The sequence below is a fragment of the Longimicrobium sp. genome (assembly GCA_036377595.1).
Classification (GTDB): domain Bacteria; phylum Gemmatimonadota; class Gemmatimonadetes; order Longimicrobiales; family Longimicrobiaceae; genus Longimicrobium.
Window position 1 is genome coordinate 13,975 of sequence record DASUYB010000145.1, and the last position, 20,834, is coordinate 34,808.

Sequence of the window (20,834 nt, forward strand, 5' to 3'; positions counted from 1 at the left end):
ACCCGCCTCGTGAGGGCGGACGCATGATCGGAAACCCCTGAATCACCGCCTGACGATGAAGCTCCTGTTCCGCGCCATCCTCCCCGCCCTGCTCTGCGCGGCCGCCGTTCCCGCGGCGGCCCGGGCGCAGGTGGTTCCCGATTCCGTCGTCGCCGTCACCAAGAACGGCGAGACGCTCCTCCGGGTGAACGTCGACGGCCGCGTGGGGATCGGCACCAGCACGCCCGACCGCAAACTGACGGTGAACGGCAGCGTCGGCGCCGACAGCGTCGTGGCCGCCTCGGGCTTCAAGTTTCCCGACGGTACGGTGCAGACCACCGCCGCCGTCGCCGCCAGCGGCACCAGCAGCAACGTCCCCAACACGCTGGTCAAGCGCGACAGCACCGGGAGCTTCGCCGCGGGGAAGGCGACGCTCGACAGCCTGGCCGTCGCCGGGCGCAGCGCGCTGGGCGCCACGAGCACGGGGCGGCTGAGCGCCTCCGACACCGTCTCCACCTCCGTCGGCATCAAGTTCGGCGACGGCTCGGTGCAGACCACGGCGGCGACCTCCGCGACGGGGACGAGCGCCAACACGCCGAACACGCTCGTACAGCGCGACGCCAACGGGAGCTTCGCGGCCGGGAAGGCCACGCTCGACAGCCTGGCCGTGGCGGGGAGGACGACGCTGGGGAGCGGCGACGTGATCGTCGAGCGCGTGAGCAGCCTCGCGAACGACGCGGACTCGATCCTCACCGTCCGCAACGGCAGCAACCGCTTCCGCGTGACGCGCAACGCCGGCGTGCTGGCGGTCGGCACCTTCGACAGCGGCTCCTCCAACTCCGTGCCCATCGAGGGCGCGGGGACGCGGATGATGTGGTATCCGGGGAAGGCGGCGTTCCGCGCGGGGGCCATCAACGGCACGCAGTGGGACGACGCCAACATCGGCAGCTATTCCGTGGCGATGGGCACGGACGTCCGCGCGCTGGGCGACTACGCGTTCGCGGGAGGTGCCCGGGCCGTGGCGGCCAACAGCGGCACCTTCGCCTTCGGCGAGGACGTGACCGCCACCGGCGCCAACTCGGTGGTGATGGGCTACAAGGCCAGCAGCAGCACGGGCGCCGGAAGCCCGCGCCTGGGCACCTTCGTGTTCGGCGACCGCTCCACCAGCGCCACCGGCGACACCGTCCACCCCACCATCACCAACTCGGCCACCTGGCGCGTGGCGAACGGCTTCTACATCTACACCGCGTCGAACCTGGCCAGCGGGGTGAGCTTCCAGTCGGGGAGCAGCACCACCAGCCCCTGGTGCTCGATCGCCAACGCGATGATCAGCGCCAGCAACTGCGCCTACCTGTCGAGCGGCGGGACGTGGACCAACAGCTCGGACGTGAACCGCAAGCACGGCTTCGCCGCGGTGTCGGGCGAGGACGTGCTGGCGCGGCTGCGGTCGGTGCCCATCTCCACCTGGACGTACAACGGCGAGGCAGACCGGGTGCGGCACCTGGGGCCGATGGCGCAGGACTTCCACGCCGCGTTCGGGCTGGGCGGCTCGGACGACACGCACATCGCCACCGTGGACGCCGACGGCGTGGCGCTGGCGGCGGCGCAGGCGCTGGACGCGCGCACCACCGGGCAGGCGTGGACGATCGCCCGGCAGCAGGAGACGATCGCCGCGCAGCAGCGGACCATCGACGCGCAGGGACGCGAGCTGGCCGAGCTGCGCGCGCGGCTGGACCGGCTCGAGGCCGCGGTGACGGCTGCCGCGCCGAAGCCCTGAGATCTCCGGCCCGCCGCGCACGCACCTCGCGCGGCGGGCCGCTCCACTCGCTCCATCTTCACACCCCGGGCGCGGGTGCTGGCGCCCTCCATCAAAACCGGTTCGGTCCCCATGCATCGCATCCTGACCCGCAGCATTCCGATGGCCGCGGCGGCACTGGTCGCCGCGCTCCCCGCCGCGGCGCAGGTCGCCGACTCGGCGTTCGCCGTCAACTACTCCGGCAGCAGCCTGATGCGCGTGAACGTCGACGGGGGCGCTTCGTGGAGGGGGACCTACGACGGCACCACCACCCCCGGCGTGGCGCCGGTGGAGGGCGCCGGCGCACGGATGATGTGGTATCCGCAGAAGGCCGCCTTCCGCGCCGGGTACGTCAGCGGCACCTTCTGGGACGAGGCGAACATCGGCTTCTGGTCGTTCGCCGCCGGAGACGACGCCAGGGCCCAGGGGAGCTACTCCGTGGCGCTGGGGCTGCGGCCCTGGGCGTTCGCGCAGGCGTCGTTCGCGGCGGGCGAGGACGTGAGCGCGACCGGCGCGTCGTCGGTGGCGCTGGGCTACCACGCGCACACCAACGCGCGGTTGGGCTCGTTCGTGTTCAGCGACCGCTCGTCGGTCGACACGCTGCGCGCGGGGGTGAACCACTCGGCCAACTGGCGCGTGTCGGGCGGGTTCCGGATCTTCACCTCGAGCAACCTGAGCACCGGCGTCACCATCCAGTCAGGCGCGTCGGTCAGCAACTGGGGGCAGTCGAACGCGGTGATCAGCACCAGCACCGGCGCGTACCTGGGCACGGACGGCGTCTGGCACGATGTCTCGGACGTCAACCGCAAGCACCTGTTCGCCGACGTCTCGGGCGAGGACGTGCTGTCGCGGCTGCGGACGCTACCGGTCCGGAGTTGGAGCTACCGCGTAGACCCCGACTACGTGCGGCACATCGGCCCCACCGCGCAGGACTTCCGCGCCGCGTTCGGGCTGGGCTCGGACTCCACCACCATCGCGCCGATCGACGAAGGCGGCGTGGCGCTGGCCGGCATCCAGGCGCTGGACGCGCGCACCACGTCGCAGCTGACCCGCATCGAGGCGCTGGAGCGCGACAACGCCGCGCTGCGCAACGAGAACGCGGAGCTGCGCGCGCGGCTGGAGCGTATCGAGGCCCTGCTGCAGGCGCAGGCCGCGAAGCCCTGACCGAAGTCTCACGCGGAGACGCGGAGCCGCGGAGGAGATCGCTCTCCTTCGCGGCTTCCGTGTTTTTCATGATATGGGATGATCAAAAACAGACAGAGACGTCATCCTGAGGCCGGCCACGCCTGAATCACGTCGGCACCATTGGTTGCAGGCCGAAGGATCTGTAACCGACGCCGCGCCACAGTCGGGGTAACGCATCGGAGCGTGACGGATTCGTTTGTATCCAACGATGGTGCAACGTCGAATATAGATCCTTCGGCCTGCAAGCTGTTGCGCATACGCTGGTTACGGTCTGGCCGGCCTCAGGATGACGTCCCCACGGTCGGCGTGTGACCTCACCTATTGGTCGCGGAGATGGCGCTCGTGGACGGTCGCGGCGAAGACGGCGGTGCCGGCCAGGCCGATGCCGCAGGCCACGGCGAACGGCAGCTGCGGGCTCACGCGCCAGAGCAGCCCGCCGACCAGCGACGCGGGGGTGATGGCCACGCTGCGGACGAGGTAGTACAGCCCCACCGTCCGCGCGCGGAGCCCCGGCTCGGCCAGGTCCACGATCAGCGCCTTGCGCGACGGCTCGCCCACCTCGCGCAGCCCGCCGACCACGAACGCCAGCGCCAGCGCGGCCCAGCTCCGCGACAGCACGACGGCCAGCGGGAAGAGGGAGAACATCAGGAAGGTGGCGATGACGAACGGCTTCTGCCCCGTCCGCTCCGCCATCCGCGCGGCGGGGAGATAGCAGAGGATCGCCGCCGCCATCTCCACCGTCACCAGCAGCCCGTACCGCGGCGCGGAGATGCCGACGACGTTGGTGGCGTAGAGGACGAGGAAGACCTCCACCATCCCCTCGCAGGTGCGCACGAACACGTCGGAGACCAGCAGCCAGCGCAGCGCGGCGGGCAGCCGGCGCCACACGTCCGCCATCCGCACCGGCGCCGCGTCCGCCGCGACGGGGATGCGCACGCGCGACACCACCGCGAGCGTCGCCAGCGCCAGCGCCAGGGAGACGGCGAGGCCCGCGCGCACGCCGCCGCGGACGCCGTACGCCGCGATCGCCAGTCCCCCCAGCGCGGGGGCCACGGCGATGGGCACGCGCCGGAGAAGCGACTGCACGGCGAAGCCCACGGCGCGGCGGCCGCGCGGGAGCGAGTCGCCGATGGCGGCGAAGAGCGCGGGGCTGGCCATGCTCGCCCACGCGGCCGACAGCGCCAGCCCGGCGAACAGCCACGGCCACGACGGCGCCAGCGCGTACACCGCGTACCCCGCCCCGGCCAGGGCGACGAAGAGCGTGAGCGCGCGGCGGCGCCCCCACCGGTCCGCGATCCACCCGCCGGGATACTGGTAGACGCCGTCCAGGAAGTCGCCCGCCGCGCCGTAGCCGCCGATGGCCAGCACCGGCGCGCCCATCGCCTCCAGGTACTTGGGCACGAAGCGCTTCCACAGCTGCTCGCCCAGCCCCATCAGGAACACCGCCGCGGCCACCGCGCCGGTGTTGCGGTCCAGCCCCAGCCCGCGCGCGAGCCTCGTTCCCGCCGCGGCGTCCACGCTCAGGCGGCCGCCGGCGCGGCGGCGGCCACGCGCTCCTGGCACCAGGCGTACAGCGCGTCGTACATCGGCGACTCCAGCGCGATCTTCCCGTGGTCGTCATCGCCGTGCAGCGTGGCGAAGCCGTAGGCGATGGCGCGCAGTCCGTACGCCTCCGGCGGCGCCGACGGCAGCTCGGCGGGGATGTCGGCGCCGTGCACGATCTCGCCCAGCAGCCGCAGCGCGGGGGCGTCGAGGCCGTACCTCATCAGGATCGACTCGAAGCTGCACCGCCCGTCCACGTGCCCCAGCTCCACGCCCGGCATGTCGTACGGGATGGCGTCGGGAATGGACGACGGAACGGTGCCCGGCGGCACGTACAGGAACTCGGCGTCGGGATCCACGAAGCGGCGGATCAGCCACGGGCAGGCGATCCGGTCCACGTTCGCGTTTCGGCGGGTGACCCAGCGCATGGCGATCTCCTCGGATGAGGGAGCGGAGATGCAGATCGGATACAGCATACGGTCTTCGCCGATGCGGGGAAGGATTTCGTTACGGTCATCCCCCGATGTGGTTGAGCAAGTGCGAAAGTGCGAAGGTGCGAAAGTGCGAAAGTGAGGCGGAGCCAGGCGAAACCACTCTCACACTCTCGCACTCGTCCGGGCTGCATCTCACCTCAGATGGCGGCTTTCACGCGGGGAACAAAGAAACAATTGCCCCCACCCATCTCCCTTCGTATCCTCTGATCAACACTTCTGCTGTTACTCTTTTCCGTATCACCTCGCCATCTGTTCATCCGCGCTCGTCTTGGGCCGCGGAGATCCCATCTTCCGGCCAACCACTTGGGGAGAAGTGAGTTACGGCAGATGGAATGAGATCCATCTTCCGGTTGTCTGATCACGCGTCCCACCTGCAGTTCCCCGCCCGCCCATCCAAGCTCCGGCGGGCATCATCCCCCCTCACACGAGGACGAGGCCTATGAGACCAACCGCGCTGGTCACCCTTGCGCTTCCCATCGGCATGGCGGCGTGCGCCGACGCGCCGACGGCGGCCAGGGAAGCCCACCCCACCGAGCTGGCGGCCGACGTGGTGCCCGCGTCGACCGTGCTGCTCCTGGCGCAGGAGCGGATCGACGCGCTGAACGCATCGCTCGCCGACGCGCAGCTGCGCCTGGTGCCCGCGGTCACGGGCAACGACGTCGGCGTGGCGGGCTCGCTGCCGGTCGCGCTGCAGCGGCTGGCGGACGGCATCGCCGCAAGCGACGCGGCCGCGATCCTGGCCGCCGCGGCCGACGCCGAGAGCGCGCTGGCCACGATCCCGGCGGACCGCGCCGAGCCCATCCTGCCCGACATCGACGCGGTGCGGCTCACGCTCGACGAGGCCAGGCTGGCCGCGGCGGAGCTCACCGGCTCCACGCAGCAGTAGCCCGATCTCCTCTCCTACCAACCACATGGGACCGCGCGCGGCCACTGCCCGCGTGCCGCGTCCATACCACCGGAGTGACAATGACTCGCATTGCCGCAACCCCGGCGCGCGCCCGCGCGCTGGCGCTGCTCGCCGCCGTTCCGCTCGCGCTGGCCGCCGTCTCCGCGAAGGCGCACGCCCAGACGACCACCGGCGTGATCCACGCCTGTTACGTCCCCGCCTCGGGAACGGTGTACCGCATCAAGGAGCCGGGGCTGAAGCAGTCCTGCAACTCGCCGCAGCACGTGGAGTTCAGCTTCAACGAGCAGGGCCCCGCCGGCGCCACCGGTCCCGCCGGCCCGGCCGGCCCCCAAGGCCCGCAGGGGGAGACGGGCCCCGCCGGCCCCGCGGGTCCCCAGGGTGAGACAGGTCCCGCTGGCCCCACCGGGCCCCAAGGTCCTCAGGGTGAAACTGGCCCCGCCGGACCTGCCGGTGCGACGGGCGCAATGGGTCCTGCCGGGCCGCAGGGTGAGACGGGGCCCGCCGGACCCCAAGGGCCTGCTGGTGCTACGGGCCCCGCCGGTCCTAAGGGCGAGGCCGGTCCCGTGGGTCCAGCCGGCGCGACGGGACCTGCCGGACCACAGGGAGAGACTGGTCCTGCTGGTCCTGCCGGTGCGCAGGGTGAAACGGGTCCGGCCGGTGCCACGGGTCCCGCCGGGCCGCAGGGAGAGACCGGCCCCGCTGGTCCTGCCGGCGCGCAAGGTCCGCAGGGTGAGACGGGTGCGACTGGGCCTGCTGGTCCTCAAGGCGAAACTGGCCCCGCGGGTCCCGCAGGCGCGCAGGGTGAGACCGGCCCCGCAGGTCCTCAGGGTCCGCAGGGCGAGACGGGTCCGGCTGGTCCTCAGGGCCCGCAGGGCGAGACCGGCCCCGCCGGCGCGACGGGCGCCACCGGTGCGCAGGGCGCCGCCGGGCTGTCGTGCTGGGACACCAACGGCAACGGCACGCAGGACAGCGGCGAGGACACCAACGGCGACGGCAGCTTCACCGCGGCGGACTGCAAGGGTGCCGACGGCGCCACGGGCGCGACGGGCGCTACCGGTCCGCAGGGCCCCACCGGCCCGGCGGGCGCCAACGGCGTGGTGTCCACCAACTCGGCCGGCTCGTACGACCTGACCAACAACAACGGCTTCGTCGCCGTAGGCAGCTTCGGCTCCGGCAACATTCCGGTCGACGGCGCGGGGACGCGGTTGATGTGGTATCCGCAGAAGGCGGCGTTCCGCGCAGGGTCGATCAGCGGCACGCAGTGGGACGACGCGAACATCGGCCTCTATTCCGTGGCCATGGGACAGGACGTCCGCGCGCTGGGCGACTACTCGCTCGCGGGAGGTGCCCGGGCCGTGGCGGCGAACACCGGCACCTTCGCCTTCGGCGAAGACGTGACCGCCACCGGCGCCAACTCGGTCGTGCTGGGCTACCACGCCAGCAGCAGCACCAGCGCCGGAAGCCCGCGCCAGGGCACGTTCGTGTTCGGCGACCGCTCCACCGCCACCAACGTGAATCCCCTCGCGAACAACACCGCTACCTGGCGCGTGTCGGGCGGCTTCTACATCTACACCTCCAGCACGCTGACCACCGGCGTGAACGTGACGGCCGGGGGCGGCAGCTGGAACACGGTGTCGGACCGCAACCGCAAGCAGAACTTCCTGGCAGTCGACGGAGAGGACCTGCTGGCGCGGCTGCGCAACGTGCCGGTAACGACCTGGAACTACATCGCCGAGGGGCGGCAGGTGCGGCACATGGGCCCCATGGCGCAGGACTGGCACCAGGCGTTCGGCTTCAGCGCCGATTCGCTCACCATCAACACGGGTGACATCGACGGCGTGAACCTGGCCGCGGTGAAGGCGCTGGAGGCCCGCACCGCCGCCCAGCAGGCCCGCATCGACGCACTGGAGACGGAGAACGCCGAGCTCCGCCGCCGCCTGGACCGCATCGAGGCGATGGTTGCCGCCCCGCGCCGGTAACAATCAACGCAGGGGGATGGCGATGGACGAAGCCCCGCGCCGACTGCCGGCGCGGGGCTTCTGCTGTCGATCGTTGGTGATCGTTGGTGATGGTTATTGTGCGACGATGCGAGTGAACTCGCGGCTACAACCACACCCAGTCCGCCTTCGCGGACTTCATTTCGTTGCGTGCACCGTCATCGCGTCGGAACCGTGGCCCGTAGTCCGCGAAGGCGGACTTCGTGTAGTTGTAGCCGCGACTTCAGTCGCATCGTCCCCCCCGCGGATACGTGCAAGCCTCGATTCTCGTCCGCTCCGTATCCTGCTCCTCATCCTCTATCCCCATCCCCCACCGCTTCACAGCTGCGGGATCGCGAGCGTGAACACCAGCCGCGACTTGTCGAGCCCGCGCGTGGGATCGGCGTACAGCAGCAGCGTGGCGAAGCGGAAGGCCAGCCCCGCGCCGATGTTCTGCGTCCACGGCGGCGCGTGGGTGCCGGTCCACGCCGCGCCCGCCACGTACGCCGCCTGCAGGCTCGGCGCGCCGACGAACGGCACCTGCAGCGGCAGGGGGATCCCGTAGCGCGCGTCCACGAACGCCAGGTGGTCGCCGCGATACTCGCCCACCGCCAGCGTGGGGATGGTCGCCGGGCCGCCGAGGATCTGGTAGCGCTGCGGCGGCGCGTCCGACTCGATCGTCATCGCCCCGCGCAGGTAGACGCTCAGCGTGTGCGTGCGGAACGTCGTCGCCGTGTACGTCGCCTGCCCCACCAGCTGCGTGAAGTCCGCGTCCGACGAGCCGGGGAACGACCGCTCCACCTGCGCGCCGGCGAACAGCTGCGACAGGCGCCCCACGATCCGCACCTCCGCGCCCGCGAAGGCGGAGAGGATGTGCCCCTCCAGCACCGGCGGGTTCGGGCGGCCCTCGTCGAGCGACTCCCAGACCGAGAACACCTCCTTCGCGCGCAGCGAGCGGTCGCTGCTCCACTGCAAGCCGGCGATGGGGTTCAGCCAGCTCTCCCCCGCGATGAGCGGCTTGCCGACGGGTCGGAACACCGTCAGCCGCAGCACGTCGGCGTCCCAGTAGTCGCGGTAGTCGCGCCCGGAGATCAGCACCGACAGCGAGTTGGAGAGGTCGGCGCGCTGCCACGCGTCGTTGGTCCGCGTCGCGCGCGACCCCTCGAGCGACGCGCGCACGTTCTGGAAGCCGAGCGGGACGGTGACCCGCACGCCGCCGCCCGCGCGGTCCGGGTTCTCGAAGCGGTACGCCGCCCACGCGTCGATGCGCGGCCCGCTGTCGTTGCGGGCGAGGAGCACGCGCAGCGGCAGAGTGAGCGTGAGCCCGTTCACCCGGTCGTACGTCGGCAGCGGGCGCAGCGAGAAGCCGAACATCGCCGGCTGCGGCGGCGGGATGATGCGCGCGGCGTAGGCCGACGTGTCCTCCACCGCGCTGTCGCCGGCGATGGCGACCTGCGCGCCCGGCGTCGTCTCCAGGATCCGTCCCGTCGTGGCCAGCGCGGAGGTGTACACGCCGCCGCCCAGGTTCGCGATGTCGCCGCGGATCACCGCGCGCGGGCGGATGAAGAAGTCGCCGCCGATCACCGCCACGCTGCCGTCGATCGTCCCCTCCAGCCGCACGTCGGCGTCGTAGACCACCACGTCGCCCGGGGCGCGGAAGGTGGCGGGGAGGACGGTGTCGCGGTCGAAGCGGAGGTAGTTGCCGCGCGCCAGGATCTCGCGCGCGAGCTGCGCGGCGGGCGAGTGGTCGTCGCCGGAGATGGTGATCTCCTGCGCGGCCAGCGGGCGCGCGAGCAGCGCCAGGAGCGCGGCCGCGGCCAGCGCGGTCGGGCGGAAGGTCATCTCACAGCTCCAGGAAGTTGCGCAGGATGTCCTTCCCCGCCTCGCTGGCGATGGACTCGGGGTGGAACTGCACGCCCCACACCGGGTGCTCGCGGTGCCGCACGGCCTGGATCTCGGTCTCGAACCCCGGCTCGTCGGTCCACGCCACCGCCTCGAGCTCGGCCGGCAGCGTCGTCGGCTCGATCACCAGAGAGTGGTAGCGCGCCACGGTGAGCGGGCTCGGCACCCCCGCGAAGATCCCCGCGCCGGTGTGGCGGATGGGCGAGGTCTTGCCGTGCATCACCCGGTCGGCGCGCACCACGTCGCCGCCGTACGCGGCGCCGATGGACTGGTGACCCAGGCACACGCCCAGGATCGGCGTCGTCGGTCCCAGCCGGCGGATGACGTCGACGGAGACGCCCGCCTCGTTGGGCGTGCACGGCCCGGGGGAGATCACGATCCGCTCCGGCGCCATCCGCTCGATCTCGTCCACGGAAAGCTCATCGTTGCGGCGCACCTCCATCTCCGCCCCGAGCTCGCCCAGGTACTGCACGAGATTCCACGTGAAGGAATCGTAGTTATCGATCACCAGGATCATCGTTTGCCTCGTCTCGTCGCATCACTCTCGCCGGCCACGATCCTCCAGCGTCGACCTGCCTCGAGGTCATCCTGAGGCCGGCGCCGCGCCGTCATCGCGTCCGCACCAGTACCCGGGCGCCGGCCGAAGGATCTTGCCTGCCCGGCCGCAATGCTCGCTCTCCGCACCGCTTTCGACGCGGGGTCGAGTAGATCCTTCGGCCGCGCCAACCGCTGGTGCGGACGCAGCTTGCGTGCTGCGCGGCCTCAGGATGACACCCCTCGGGGTGTCGCGCGTCTCCGCGAATCCCACGCCTCACGCCCGCGGGTGGTGGGCGCGGTGCTCCTGCGCCAGGTAGTTGCGGTCCACGTGCGTGTAGATCTGCGTCGTCGACACGTCCGCGTGGCCGAGCATCTCCTGCACGGCGAGCAGGTCCGCGCCGCCCTCCAGCAGGTGCGTGGCGAACGAGTGCCGCAGCGTGTGCGGCGTCACCCGCTTCTCGATCCCCGCGGCCTCCACGTGCTCGCGCAGGATCTTCCACACGCCCATCCGCGTCAGCGGCGCGCCGCGCGCGTTCAGGAACACGCGTCCCTCGCCCCTGCCGCGATCGAGCCGCGGCCGCGTCTCGCGCAGGTAGATGGAGACGGTGCCGATCGCCCGCGCGCCGATGGGCACCAGCCGCTCCTTCGAGCCCTTGCCGAACACGCTCACGAACTGCTCGTCCAGGTGCAGGTCGCGGATGCGCACGCCGATCAGCTCCGAGACGCGCACGCCGGTCGCGTACGCGAACTCCAGCATCGCGCGGTCGCGCCAGGCCAGCGGGTGCAGCAGGTCGGGCGTCTCCAGCAGCTTTTCGATCTCCGCCACCGACAGCGCCTCCGGCAGCCGCCGCCACTGCTTGGGCATGGAGATGCGGTCGCTGGGGTCCGCGGTCACCTCCCCTTCCCCCAGCAGGAAGCGGAAGTAGGTGCGGATGGACGACAGGTTGCGGGCGATGGACGACGGCGCCAGCCCCAGGTCCTTCAGCTCCATCAGCAGCCCGCGCAGGTCCGCCGTGGTGACGTCGCCCGGAGACGACCGTCCCGCCTGGCGCGCGAAGGCGGCCATTCGCACCACGTCGTGGCGGTACGCGTCGAGCGTGTTCCCCGCCAGCCCGCGCTCGAACCGCAGGTGATCGAGGAACGGCTCCACCAGGAAGCGCCGCGCGGTGGCGTCCTCCGCCTGCTCCGGCTCCGCGGCGCGCGCGCTCACGTCTCGTCCTTCGCGTGACGGCGCGTCTTCCACCACCACCAGCCCACGCCGATCGCCAGCACCGCCGCGGCGATGGCCAGCCACTTCCCCGACGCCTCGACGGCGGAGCGGATCTCCTCCCAGTTCTCGCCCGCGGTGGCGCCGAGGTACACGATCAGCCCGTACCACGCCGCGGATGCGAGCGCCATGGGGATGGAGGCACGCCAGAAGCCCACGTCGCTGGTGCCGGCGAAGATCGGCACCACCGCGCGGAACATCGGCAGGAAGCGGGAGATGAAGATCACGATGGTGCCGCGCCGCTGGTAGAAGCGCGAGAGCTTCTCCATCTGCTTCGGCTGCAGGATCATCCGCCCGATGCGGCCCTGGAAGAACGCCGTACCCTTCTTCCGCCCCACCCAGTACATCAGGATGGCGGTGGAGAGGTTGCCGAGCCAGACGACGAGGAACATCAGCCACGGATTCCCCGTCCCCTGCCCCGCCAGGAAGCCGCCGAAGAGCGCCACCACGTCGGCGGGGACGGGCGGAAAGACGTTCTCCACCGCGGCAATCCCGCCCACCACGACGTAGACCAGGAGCGGCGGGAGCCCCTTCAGCCACTCGAGCAGCGAGTCGATCACGCGTCAGAGCCCCGCGTCGCGGCGATGGCGCGCGTGGACCTCGTCAACCCCCTCCATGTCGTCGATCAGGGCGACGGCGAAGCAGGCCACGCCCTCGCCGCGGCCGATCCAGCCGAGGCCCTCGTTGGTCTTTCCCTTGATGGACACGTGGTCGGGCGCGATCCCCAGGACCTGCGCGATGCGCTGCTGCATGGCGGACGCGTGCGGGCCGATCTTCGGCTGTTCGGCGACGACGGTGATGTCGACGTTCACCGCCTGGTAGTTGCGGCCCTCCAGCAGGCGCACGACCCGCGCCAGCAGCTGCATCGAGTCGGCGTCCTTCCACTCCGCGTCGGAGGGCGGAAAGTGGCGGCCGATGTCGCCCAGCCCGGCCGCGCCCAGCAGCGCGTCGGTCACCGCGTGGGCCACGGCGTCCGCGTCGGAGTGCCCGTCGAGCCCGCGCTCGTGCGGGATCTCGACGCCGCCCAGGATCAGCCTGCGCCCCGCGGCGAAGCGGTGGGAATCGTAGCCGTGGCCGATGCGCATGTGGTTGCGGTGGATCGTCTTGAGTGGATGGGGCGGCTGAAGCCGCGGCAACAACCACACGAAGTCCGCCTGCGCGGACTACGGCCTGTGGTGTGGGCGAGGTTTCGGTGCGCGCGACAGGCATCCGTCCGCCGAGACTCGTCGAATGCTGGCCGCGCGCTTGAAAGCCCCGGCTGCGCCGACGCCGGTAGTCCGCGAAGGCGGACTTCGTGTCGTTGTTGCCGCGAATTTATTCGCCCTCCCAACCCGCCAGCAACCACGCAGCATGATCGTCACGACGTGAGTCATCGCCCTGAAAAGATCCTTGTGTGATGAGGAACGCACGCCAAGCTTGCAAGGGATCGCGCGCGGTCCCTCTCCCCCCTGCCGGAGGACGTCGCCATGCAACGCAGGAAGCTGCTGCTCGAAACGCTCGAGGTCGATTCGTTCGTGGTCGGGCCGGCGTCGCCGCGGATCGGCACCGTGCGGGCCTTCGCCGACGCGATCGCCCTGGATGGCGACTTCGCCGACCAGCCGGTCGCGGAGCCGAAGTACACGGAGGAGGGCTATCCCGCCCACACCTGCACCGGCCCGATCGCGTGCACCCTCCCCGGCGTGTGCACCTGCCTGGTATCCTGCGAACCTGTGCCCTGCACCACCGACGCGCGCTGCGTCTGACGAAGCTGACCCGAGCGTCATCCATCGCGCGGCACCCTGGAGACGGGGTGCCGCGCGTATTTGCATCTCGAACGCTCGTTCAATTGCGCGCGCCATCTCGATTCTCCATTTTTGAGACCGAACGGTCTCTTGAGATCGGGAGAACACCTTCAGGGGAGATGGGACGATGGGAGAGGCATACATCCTCGACGCGGTGCGGACGCCGCGCGGGCGCGGGAAGAAGGGAAAGGGCTCGCTGACGGAGATTCACCCGCAGGAGCTGCTGGCGCAGACGCTCAACCGGCTGGCCGAGCGCGCCGGGATCGACCGCGGCGAGGTGGACGACGTCGTCGTCGGCTGCGTGAGCCAGGCCGGCGAGCAGGGCGCCAACATCGCGCGGCAGGCGGTGCTCGCGGCCGACTGGCCGGTGCACGTGGGCGGCGTGGCGCTCAACCGCTTCTGCGGCAGCGGGTTGCAGGCGGTGAACTTCGCCGCGATGGGGGTGATGAGCGGCGTGCAGGACCTGGTCGTCGGCGGCGGCGTGGAGAGCATGTCGCGCCAGCCGATGGGAAGCGACGGCGCCGGGCCCGACGGGCACAACCTCCGCCTCCGCGCGAAGCATCCGCAGGTCCCGCAGGGGATCAGCGCCGACCTGATCGCCACGCTGGAGGGTTTCACCCGCGAGGAGCTGGACCGCTTCGCGTTCGAGTCGCAGATGAAGGCGGCGCAGGCGCAGCGCGAGTGCCGCTTCGGGCGCGCCCTCTTCCCCGTCGTCGACCCGGCGACGGGCGCGGTGGCGCTGGAGAAGGACGAGTATCTCCGGCCAGAGACGACGCTGGAGGGCCTGGCCGCGCTGGCGCCGGCGTTCACCGAGGTCGGCGCGACCGCGGTGGGGCCGAACGGCGAGACGCTGGACCAGATCGCCCTCTCGCGCTACCCGCAGGCGGGCGAGATCCGGCACCTGCACACGGCGGGGAACGCCAGCGGCATCGTGGACGGCGCGGCGGCGGTTCTCCTCGCGTCCGCCGACTACGTGCGCACGCGCGGGGTGAAGCCGCGCGCCCGCATCCGCGCGCTGGCCACGCACGCCGAGGAGCCGCTGATCATGCTCACCGCGCCGGCGGAGACCAGCCGCAAGGCGCTGCGCAAGGCGGGGATGCAAGTGGGCGACATCGACCTGTGGGAGATCAACGAGGCGTTCGCCGCCATTCCCCTGCAGGTGATGCGGCGGCTCGAGCTCGATCCCGCGAAGGTGAACGTGAACGGCGGCGCCATCGCGCTCGGCCATCCCCTGGGCGCGACGGGAGCGATCCTGCTCGGCACCGCGCTGGACGAGCTGGAGCGGCGCGGCCTCGCCACGGCGCTGGTCACGCTCTGCATCGCCGGCGGCCAGGGGATCGCCACCATCATCGAGCGCGTGTGAGGGGGGGACGAGGATGACGACGACCGAGGCAGCCGTGCGCGAGCGCGCCGTGGCGTGGGAGGATCCGCTGGTCGGCGCGCGCGCCGCGCGGACGATGAGCGGGATGGAGTACCTGCACGCCATGCTGCGCGGCGAGTACCCGCCGCCGCCCATCGCCATGACGCTCGGCTTCACGCTGGAGATGGCGGAGGAGGGGCGCGCGGTGTTCGTGATGGAGCCGGCCGAGCATCACTACAACCCGATCGGGATGGTGCACGGCGGCGTTACGGCCACCCTGCTGGATTCGGCGATGGGATGCGCGGTGCACACCCGCCTTCCCGCCGGCGTGGGCTACACCACGCTGGAGATGAAGGTCAACCTGCTGCGCGCCATCACCATGGACACCGGCCCGGTGCGCTGCGAGGGCACGCTGATCCACATCGGCCGCACCACCGCGCTGGCCGAAGCGCGCCTCACCGACGCCGCCGGCCGCCTCCTGGCCCACGCGACGAGCACCTGCCTGCTCGTGAAGCCGTAGCCATCGCGCGATGCCGGGCAGACCAGCGGGGCGGACCGATGCCGGTCCGCCCCGTTCGCCATGATGTCATTCCGAAGGCGCCGCGCTCCTGACCTCCGTCCGCACCGAATTCTGTGGCGCCTGAGGAATCTGTGGCCAGCGTCCGGGCAATCGGCGGCCTGTCGCTCGGCAACAGGCTATAAATTACTCGGGCGCAACGACTTGGGAGCATTTCGACAGCTCGGCGCAACGCCCTCGGAATGACAGATTGTCCTTCCGTCACCCTTATCGCTCCCCGTCACAGCCAGCCGAGGATCCTGGAGTGGATGAAGCCCCAGGCCACCATGCACAGGAGGAACGCGACGACGACGAAGAAGCCCCAGTACGACTCGCCGGGCGGAAAGAGGTGCGTGAAGTTCATCCCGTAGATCCCGGCCACGAAGTTCGGGACCATGATGATGACGGTGACCGCCGTCAGCCGCTTCATGATCAGGCCCAGGCGGTTGAACGCGTAGAAGACGTGCACGTCCAGCGCGGTGCCCAGCAGGTCGCGGTAGGTGTCGAGCTCGGCCAGCAGGTGCTCGGCGTGGTCCTGTACGTCCTCGAAGTACGGCCGCAGCGCGTCGGGCACGGCACGTTCGCGGCGGAGCACCTCGCCGAGCACGTGTCCCGTGGGCGCCAGCAGGCGGGGGACGCGCAGGAGTTCCTCGCGCAGCCGGAAGAGGTCGGCGGCCGCGCCTTCCGCGCCGGTGAAGATCTCCTCGCGGATCCGCTCGATCCGCTCGCGGACGCGGTCCTCCACGGTGAAGTAGCCGTCCACCAGGCTTTCGAAGAGCGTGTACACCAGCGACGCCACGCCCAGGCCATGCCGCCCCTCGTGCTGCTCCCACCGCCGGCGCGACTGCTCCAGCACATCCAGGATCGCGGGCGAGCGGCGGTGGATAGTCACCAGGTAGCGCTCGCCCCAGAACAGGTTCAGCTCGCGCGGCGCGAAGCCCACGCCGCTCTGCTCCGCGGCGTAGACGACAATGAAGTAGTAGCCGGGGAAGGCGCTGCACCGGGGGCGCTCGTGCGGCCGCGTCACCTCCTCCAGCGCGAGCTCGTGCAGGCCGAGTTCGCGCCGCAGCAGCTCCACCTCGGCGGGGCCCGGATCGGCGATGTCGAGCCACACCCGGTTGCCGGGCTCCGCCAGCAGCTCGCCGAGCCGCCCCGAGTCAGCTTCCGCCGGGACTTCCCGCTCACCCGCATCGACCACCAGCCGCATCGTCCCCATGGTGCCTCCTCCGCGTAGCGGTGCGCGTTCACCGGGATGTCGCGAGACCGGACTGCGGGAAGATGATACGGCGCGCCTTCGCCAGATCCAACCGGATGCCGCGGCGCAGTCGGCGAAGGGATGCGAACGGGGCGAACCGATGCCGGTCCGCCCCGCTTGTTGTCACACACTGACCTCAACGGCTGTCATTCCGAAGGCGCCGCGCTCCGTATTCGCGTCCGCGCTGAATACTGCGGCGCCTGAGGAATCTATAGACGGGGCCCGCGCAGACCTCAGACTTTCTCGCGGAAACCGGCTATAGATTCCTCGGGCGCAACAACTTGGGAGGACTTCGACGGTTCGGGGCAGCGCCCTCGGAATGACAGATTGGGTAACCGCGCGCGGTTCACCATCACCGCCCTCTCAGTGCCCCGCAACGAATCCCATGATCGCCCTCGCGACGCGCTGGGCGGCGGGGGCGTCGTAGTTCCCCATCACCGCCACGGTCCAGCTCCCGTCGGCGAGCCAGTACAGGTCCGAGTTGATGCCGGACGAGCCGCCACCGCCGTCGTGGCCCACCACGCCCTCTCCATCGACCTCGAACACCTGGAAGCCGTAGCCGTAGTTGCGCAGCCCGCCTTCCTTCACCGTCGTCAGCCGCTCCACCATCGCGGCGCTCACGAGCTTCCCGCCGCGCAGCGCCTGGGCGAAGCGAGCCATGTCGCCTGCGGTGGAGTAGAAGCCGCCGGCCGGCGTGCCGCGCAGCCCCAGGAACGCCCAGTTCGGCCGCCGCGGGTTCATCCCCAGCGGGTCGTCGTCGAAGCGGCCGTATCCCACCGCCAGGTTCTCCACCGGATCGTTGATGGCGTACGCGTCGGTGCGCGTCATCCCCGCGGGCGCCCAGACGTGGCGGCGGACGTACTCGTAGTAGTTCTCCCCCGACACCCGCTCGACGACCGCGCCGAGGACCACGAAGCCCTCGTTGCTGTACTCGGCGCGCGTCCCCGGCTCGTACGCCAGCGGCTCGCGCGCGAACACCTCCAGCAGTGACGCGGCGGTGGGATAGTCCTTCCGCCGGTCGTAGCCCGGACGCTCGAAGAAGGGGCCCAGCCCGGCCGAGTGCGTCAGCAGCTGGTGGATGGTGATCTTCCGCGCCGCCTCGGCGTTCGGGTAGTCGGGGAGCACCTTCGCCAGCGTGTCGTCGAAGCTCAGCTTCCCCGCCTCCACCAGCTGCGCGATGGCCACGGCGGTGAACATCTTCCCCATCGAGGCGATGTTGAAGCGCGTCTCCACGTTGTTGGGCACGTGGAAGCCGCGCTCCGCCTCGCCCCACGCCTGCTCCAGCACCACGCGGTCGCCCTTCATCACCCGCACCACCCCCGAGAACTCGTCGCGCGCCACGGCGGCCGCCACCCGCGCGGCGATGGTGTCGCGGATCTCCGCCTCGGAGAAGCGCCCGCGCGTCCACGGCTCCATCGGCGGCGCGGCGGCGAACACACCCACGCCCTCGGCGCGGTTGGGCTCGCCCCGGCCGGTGCCCAGCAGCAGGTGCGCGGGGCGGCCGGTGCGGCGCACGCGCACGTCGAAGCGCAGCGGGTCGGCCGCGCGAGAGATGCCGGTGACGTCGAGCCCGCCGCTCTGCGCCTGCACGCGCTGGAGGAAGGCCACCTGGCCCTCGATCGGCTCGCGGCGCCGCGCCGACTCGGAGAGCGAGGTGTCGGCCCAGCGGCGCACGCGCGCGCTGTCTCCGCTGTTGATCGCGTCGAGCAGCGCCTGCGCGATGCGCCCGATCGCCGACGCGGGGAGCGCGGCCGGCGCGCCGGAGGACGGGACCACGTTCGCCGGCGCCTGCGCTACGGCCGGCGCGGCGGACAGGACGAGCGCCGCCGCGGCGAGGGTGCTGTATCGTTTCATCGGTCGATTTCGGGATGGGGATACGAGAAGAGCCGCGGCCCGGTGCCGCGGCTCTGCGTTCGACGGATGGTTCGCCCGGAACGTTGGAATCCGGCTCGCTACACGTATTGGCTGACGAACCGGAGATAACCCTGCCGCCCGCCTTCCTTTGTCCAGCGCCGCACCGACTTCTGGATCCGCTTCAGGCAGGAGACGATTTCCTCGGCCGTCTTCGCGCCGTCCACGACAGAGGGCATTCCCTCCGCGTCACGACCCAGCCGCCACTCGCAGATCGCGCGAATCGCGTGGTAGACGTCGCCGCGGAGATCGGTGAGCTGGCGCTCAGGGGGCGTGCGCCCGCGCAGCTCCGCCGAGTAGTCGCCGACCAACGCCTCGAGCGCGCCGTCGACGTCGTAGTCGAGGAGCGCGGGATTCCGGCGGTGCACTGAGACGATGGCGGCTTCGATGTTCTGGAGAACGTCCTCGTACTGCTCCACGACCCGGTCGCGCATCGGTGTAACTCCTCCTGATTCCAGGATCGATCGATGTTCGGGACGGAGAAGTATACGCCGTAAACGCCGGATCGCAATCCGCCGCGAACCCGATCCGTTGCCCAGCTCGACAGATGCGGATATCCTGACCGGAGTCACTGACCAGGGTCATGAAGATGAAGAAAGTTCGGCAGGAACGCAGCTTCGAGACTCGCGACCGCATCGTCGCGGCGGCGCGGGAGCTGTTCCGCGAGCGGGGATTCGCCGCCACCTCGGCCGAGCAGATCGCCGCGCGCGCGGGCGTCGCCAAGGGGACGGTGTTCCTGCACGGCGGCTCGAAGGAGCGGCTGCTGCTGATGGCCTACGAGGCCGAGGTGGTGGAGACGGCGACGGCCGCGCTCGCCGCCGTGGACCCCGCGCTGCCGATGGCGCGCACGCTCGAGGAGATCTTCGGCCACTTCTTCCAGCTCTACGAGCGCGACGTGACGCTGGCGCGGAAGTTCGTGAAGGAGCAGATCGTCGCCACGCACCCCGAGAACCCGCTGGCGCCGCTCACGCTCGATTTCGTCGCGCGCCTGGCCGAGCTCATCGCGCGCCGCCAGGCCGATGGCGAGGTGCACCCCGAGGTCAACCCGGCCCTGGCCGCGCAGAGCTCGTACGCGCTGTACAGCGGCGTGCTGGTCGGCTGGCTCAGCGGCTGGATTCCCGACCCCACCACGCGCGACCGCATCCTCGCGGGCATCCTGCACCTCCACTGGCATTGAGCGTGGCGGCCGGCGTGGTGATCGTCGGCGGCGGGATCGGCGGGCTGACGGCCGCCATCGCGCTGCGCCGCCGCGGTTTCGAGCCGCGGCTGTACGAGGCCGCGCCCGAGCTGCGCGAGGTCGGCGCGGGGATCGGCGTGCCTCCGAACGCGGTGCAGGTGCTCGACCGCCTCGGCCTCGCCGAAGCCGTTGCCGCGGAGGGCCAGCCGACGCGCATCGCCGAGCTGCGCGACGCCCGCGCCGGCCTTCTCCGCCGCGCCGACATGTCGTACGCCACGGATGGCCGCATCTGGCCGACGATCGCTATCCACCGCGGCCGCCTGCAGCGCATCCTGGCCAAGCAGCTTCCGCCGGCGTCCATCCACACCGGCAAGCAGTGCACGGGCGTGGAGCTGGATGGAGATCGCGCCATCGTCCGCTTCGTCGATGGATCGAGCACGGACGCGGACCTCGTCATCGGCGCGGACGGCCTGCGCTCGGTCGTGCGCGCCTCGATCGTCCCCGGCGCGCGGCTGCGCTACTCCGGCCAGACGTCGTGGCGCGGCGTCGCGAAGTACCATCTCCCCGCAGAGATGGACGCCGTGGGATGGGAGGTGTGGTCGGCGGGCGCCCGCGTCGGCTTCTCCGCCATCGGCCACGGCGAAGTCTACTGGTACGCGACGATGGACGCGCCCGAGGGCGGCACCGACGCGCCGGGGACGCTCGCCGCGAACTTGGCCGCGCTCGCGGAGCCCTTCCCCGCCCCGATCCCGCAGCTCATCGGGGCGACTGAGGAGGCGCGGATCACGCGCACCGACCTCGTCGACCTGGCGCCGATCGCGACCTGGCACCGCGGCCGCGTGGTCCTGCTCGGCGACGCTGCCCACGCCACCACGCCCAACCTCGGCCAGGGCGGCGCCCAGGCCATCGAGGACGCATGGGTGCTGGCCGACCGCCTGGCCGCGCACCAGCGGATCGAGCCCGCGCTGGCCGAGTACGAGCGCATCCGCATGCCGAAGGCGCGGATGGTGGTGAACCTCTCCTGGCGCTTCGGGAAGATGATGCACCTCGCCAACCCGATCGCCCGCGCGGCGCGCAACCTCCTCTTCCGCGCGATGCCCGAGCGCCTCGCCCGCCGCCAGTACGACGCGCTGTATCGCCTGAACTGCTGACGCCGCGCGGTTTGCGGTTGATGTCCGTGAAGGCGGACAGCGTGTAGTTGTAGCCGCGA

Annotated in this window: 18 protein-coding genes and 1 pseudogene; 9 read left to right on the top strand and 10 right to left on the bottom strand. The window is 71.2% G+C overall.

The window, feature by feature from the left end; translation table 11 throughout:
• Nucleotides 1-55 precede the first annotated feature (55 nt).
• Entirely contained in the window at nucleotides 56-1,756 is a 1,701-nt protein-coding gene (locus tag VF092_25855; protein ID HEX6750739.1) for a tail fiber domain-containing protein, read from the top strand.
• Nucleotides 1,757-1,867: 111 nt separating this feature from the next.
• Complete coding sequence (locus VF092_25860; GenBank protein HEX6750740.1) at nucleotides 1,868-2,938, top strand: tail fiber domain-containing protein; 1,071 nt, start codon at nucleotides 1,868-1,870, stop codon at nucleotides 2,936-2,938.
• A gap of 339 nt (nucleotides 2,939-3,277) precedes the next feature.
• Here VF092_25860 and VF092_25865 read toward each other — a convergent pair whose 3' ends face one another.
• Both VF092_25865 and VF092_25870 read right to left on the bottom strand, forming a co-directional pair.
• Nucleotides 3,278-4,522, bottom strand: a complete 1,245-nt coding sequence (locus tag VF092_25865) for an MFS transporter (GenBank protein ID HEX6750741.1) — start codon at nucleotides 4,520-4,522, stop codon at nucleotides 3,278-3,280.
• Nucleotides 4,480-4,929: a chromate resistance protein ChrB domain-containing protein gene (locus VF092_25870; protein HEX6750742.1), complete on the bottom strand. Its 450-nt coding sequence runs from the start codon at nucleotides 4,927-4,929 to the stop codon at nucleotides 4,480-4,482. The genes VF092_25865 and VF092_25870 overlap by 43 nt, the downstream gene beginning before the upstream one ends.
• A 505-nt stretch (nucleotides 4,930-5,434) precedes the next feature.
• On the opposite strand from VF092_25870, the gene VF092_25875 reads away from it, so the two are divergent.
• Complete coding sequence (locus VF092_25875; GenBank protein ID HEX6750743.1) at nucleotides 5,435-5,881, top strand: hypothetical protein; 447 nt, start codon at nucleotides 5,435-5,437, stop codon at nucleotides 5,879-5,881.
• A gap of 1,118 nt (nucleotides 5,882-6,999) precedes the next feature.
• A complete protein-coding gene (locus tag VF092_25880) occupies nucleotides 7,000-7,881 on the top strand; it encodes a tail fiber domain-containing protein (protein HEX6750744.1) in 882 nt (293 codons plus the stop codon).
• Between the two features lie 336 nt (nucleotides 7,882-8,217).
• Here VF092_25880 and VF092_25885 read toward each other — a convergent pair whose 3' ends face one another.
• The 5 genes and pseudogenes from VF092_25885 to ispF all read right to left on the bottom strand — a co-directional run bounded on the left by VF092_25885 (nucleotide 8,218) and on the right by ispF (nucleotide 12,669).
• Nucleotides 8,218-9,720 carry a polymer-forming cytoskeletal protein gene (locus VF092_25885; GenBank protein ID HEX6750745.1) on the bottom strand — a complete coding sequence of 501 codons (1,503 nt, stop codon included), beginning with the start codon at nucleotides 9,718-9,720 and terminating at the stop codon, nucleotides 8,218-8,220.
• A 1-nt stretch (nucleotide 9,721) separates the two neighbouring features.
• Nucleotides 9,722-10,297, bottom strand: a complete 576-nt coding sequence (locus tag VF092_25890) for an aminodeoxychorismate/anthranilate synthase component II (protein ID HEX6750746.1) — start codon at nucleotides 10,295-10,297, stop codon at nucleotides 9,722-9,724.
• Nucleotides 10,298-10,619: 322 nt separating this feature from the next.
• Nucleotides 10,620-11,611: pseudogene (gene xerD / locus VF092_25895) on the bottom strand (site-specific tyrosine recombinase XerD).
• Nucleotides 11,524-12,144 carry a DedA family protein gene (locus VF092_25900; protein ID HEX6750747.1) on the bottom strand — a complete coding sequence of 207 codons (621 nt, stop codon included), beginning with the start codon at nucleotides 12,142-12,144 and terminating at the stop codon, nucleotides 11,524-11,526. The pseudogene xerD and the gene VF092_25900 overlap by 88 nt, the downstream one beginning before the upstream one ends.
• 3 nt (nucleotides 12,145-12,147) lie before the next feature.
• On the bottom strand, nucleotides 12,148-12,669 hold the full coding sequence (ispF, locus tag VF092_25905) for a 2-C-methyl-D-erythritol 2,4-cyclodiphosphate synthase (protein HEX6750748.1): 522 nt from the start codon (nucleotides 12,667-12,669) through the stop codon (nucleotides 12,148-12,150).
• Nucleotides 12,670-13,050: 381 nt separating this feature from the next.
• On the opposite strand from ispF, the gene VF092_25910 reads away from it, so the two are divergent.
• From VF092_25910 to VF092_25920, 3 genes are all read left to right on the top strand, one after another.
• Nucleotides 13,051-13,326 (top strand): hypothetical protein, encoded by a 276-nt coding sequence (locus VF092_25910; protein HEX6750749.1) that lies wholly within the window; start codon nucleotides 13,051-13,053, stop codon nucleotides 13,324-13,326.
• A 166-nt stretch (nucleotides 13,327-13,492) separates the two neighbouring features.
• On the top strand, nucleotides 13,493-14,728 hold the full coding sequence (locus VF092_25915; protein ID HEX6750750.1) for an acetyl-CoA C-acetyltransferase: 1,236 nt from the start codon (nucleotides 13,493-13,495) through the stop codon (nucleotides 14,726-14,728).
• A gap of 13 nt (nucleotides 14,729-14,741) precedes the next feature.
• On the top strand, nucleotides 14,742-15,245 hold the full coding sequence (locus VF092_25920; protein HEX6750751.1) for a PaaI family thioesterase: 504 nt from the start codon (nucleotides 14,742-14,744) through the stop codon (nucleotides 15,243-15,245).
• A 277-nt stretch (nucleotides 15,246-15,522) separates the two neighbouring features.
• Here the strand turns inward: VF092_25920 and VF092_25925 are convergent, their stop codons facing one another.
• The 3 genes from VF092_25925 to VF092_25935 form a co-directional block, all read right to left on the bottom strand.
• Nucleotides 15,523-16,497, bottom strand: coding sequence for a magnesium transporter CorA family protein (locus VF092_25925; GenBank protein ID HEX6750752.1), 975 nt, complete (start codon nucleotides 16,495-16,497; stop codon nucleotides 15,523-15,525).
• Nucleotides 16,498-16,899: 402 nt separating this feature from the next.
• Nucleotides 16,900-18,390, bottom strand: coding sequence for a serine hydrolase domain-containing protein (locus VF092_25930; protein ID HEX6750753.1), 1,491 nt, complete (start codon nucleotides 18,388-18,390; stop codon nucleotides 16,900-16,902).
• Nucleotides 18,391-18,488: 98 nt separating this feature from the next.
• Entirely contained in the window at nucleotides 18,489-18,881 is a 393-nt protein-coding gene (locus VF092_25935) for a hypothetical protein (protein ID HEX6750754.1), read from the bottom strand.
• Between the two features lie 155 nt (nucleotides 18,882-19,036).
• On the opposite strand from VF092_25935, the gene VF092_25940 reads away from it, so the two are divergent.
• Complete coding sequence (locus VF092_25940; GenBank protein ID HEX6750755.1) at nucleotides 19,037-19,624, top strand: TetR/AcrR family transcriptional regulator; 588 nt, start codon at nucleotides 19,037-19,039, stop codon at nucleotides 19,622-19,624.
• A gap of 2 nt (nucleotides 19,625-19,626) precedes the next feature.
• Entirely contained in the window at nucleotides 19,627-20,775 is a 1,149-nt protein-coding gene (locus VF092_25945; protein HEX6750756.1) for an FAD-dependent monooxygenase, read from the top strand.
• Nucleotides 20,776-20,834: the final 59 nt, after the last annotated feature.

What these genes read in the sequence shown, in the direction of transcription:
- VF092_25855 (HEX6750739.1), top strand. Translation starts at nt 56, where the DNA reads ATGAAGCTCCTGTTCCGCGCCATCCTCCCCGCCCTGCTCTGCGCGGCC.
- VF092_25860 (HEX6750740.1), top strand. Translation starts at nt 1,868, where the DNA reads ATGCATCGCATCCTGACCCGCAGCATTCCGATGGCCGCGGCGGCACTG.
- VF092_25870 (HEX6750742.1), bottom strand. Translation starts at nt 4,929, where the DNA reads ATGCGCTGGGTCACCCGCCGAAACGCGAACGTGGACCGGATCGCCTGC.
- VF092_25875 (HEX6750743.1), top strand. Translation starts at nt 5,435, where the DNA reads ATGAGACCAACCGCGCTGGTCACCCTTGCGCTTCCCATCGGCATGGCG.
- VF092_25885 (HEX6750745.1), bottom strand. Translation starts at nt 9,720, where the DNA reads ATGACCTTCCGCCCGACCGCGCTGGCCGCGGCCGCGCTCCTGGCGCTG.
- VF092_25890 (HEX6750746.1), bottom strand. Translation starts at nt 10,297, where the DNA reads ATGATCCTGGTGATCGATAACTACGATTCCTTCACGTGGAATCTCGTG.
- ispF (HEX6750748.1), bottom strand. Translation starts at nt 12,669, where the DNA reads ATGCGCATCGGCCACGGCTACGATTCCCACCGCTTCGCCGCGGGGCGC.
- VF092_25910 (HEX6750749.1), top strand. Translation starts at nt 13,051, where the DNA reads ATGCAACGCAGGAAGCTGCTGCTCGAAACGCTCGAGGTCGATTCGTTC.
- VF092_25915 (HEX6750750.1), top strand. Translation starts at nt 13,493, where the DNA reads ATGGGAGAGGCATACATCCTCGACGCGGTGCGGACGCCGCGCGGGCGC.
- VF092_25920 (HEX6750751.1), top strand. Translation starts at nt 14,742, where the DNA reads ATGACGACGACCGAGGCAGCCGTGCGCGAGCGCGCCGTGGCGTGGGAG.
- VF092_25925 (HEX6750752.1), bottom strand. Translation starts at nt 16,497, where the DNA reads ATGGGGACGATGCGGCTGGTGGTCGATGCGGGTGAGCGGGAAGTCCCG.
- VF092_25930 (HEX6750753.1), bottom strand. Translation starts at nt 18,390, where the DNA reads ATGAAACGATACAGCACCCTCGCCGCGGCGGCGCTCGTCCTGTCCGCC.
- VF092_25935 (HEX6750754.1), bottom strand. Translation starts at nt 18,881, where the DNA reads ATGCGCGACCGGGTCGTGGAGCAGTACGAGGACGTTCTCCAGAACATC.
- VF092_25940 (HEX6750755.1), top strand. Translation starts at nt 19,037, where the DNA reads ATGAAGAAAGTTCGGCAGGAACGCAGCTTCGAGACTCGCGACCGCATC.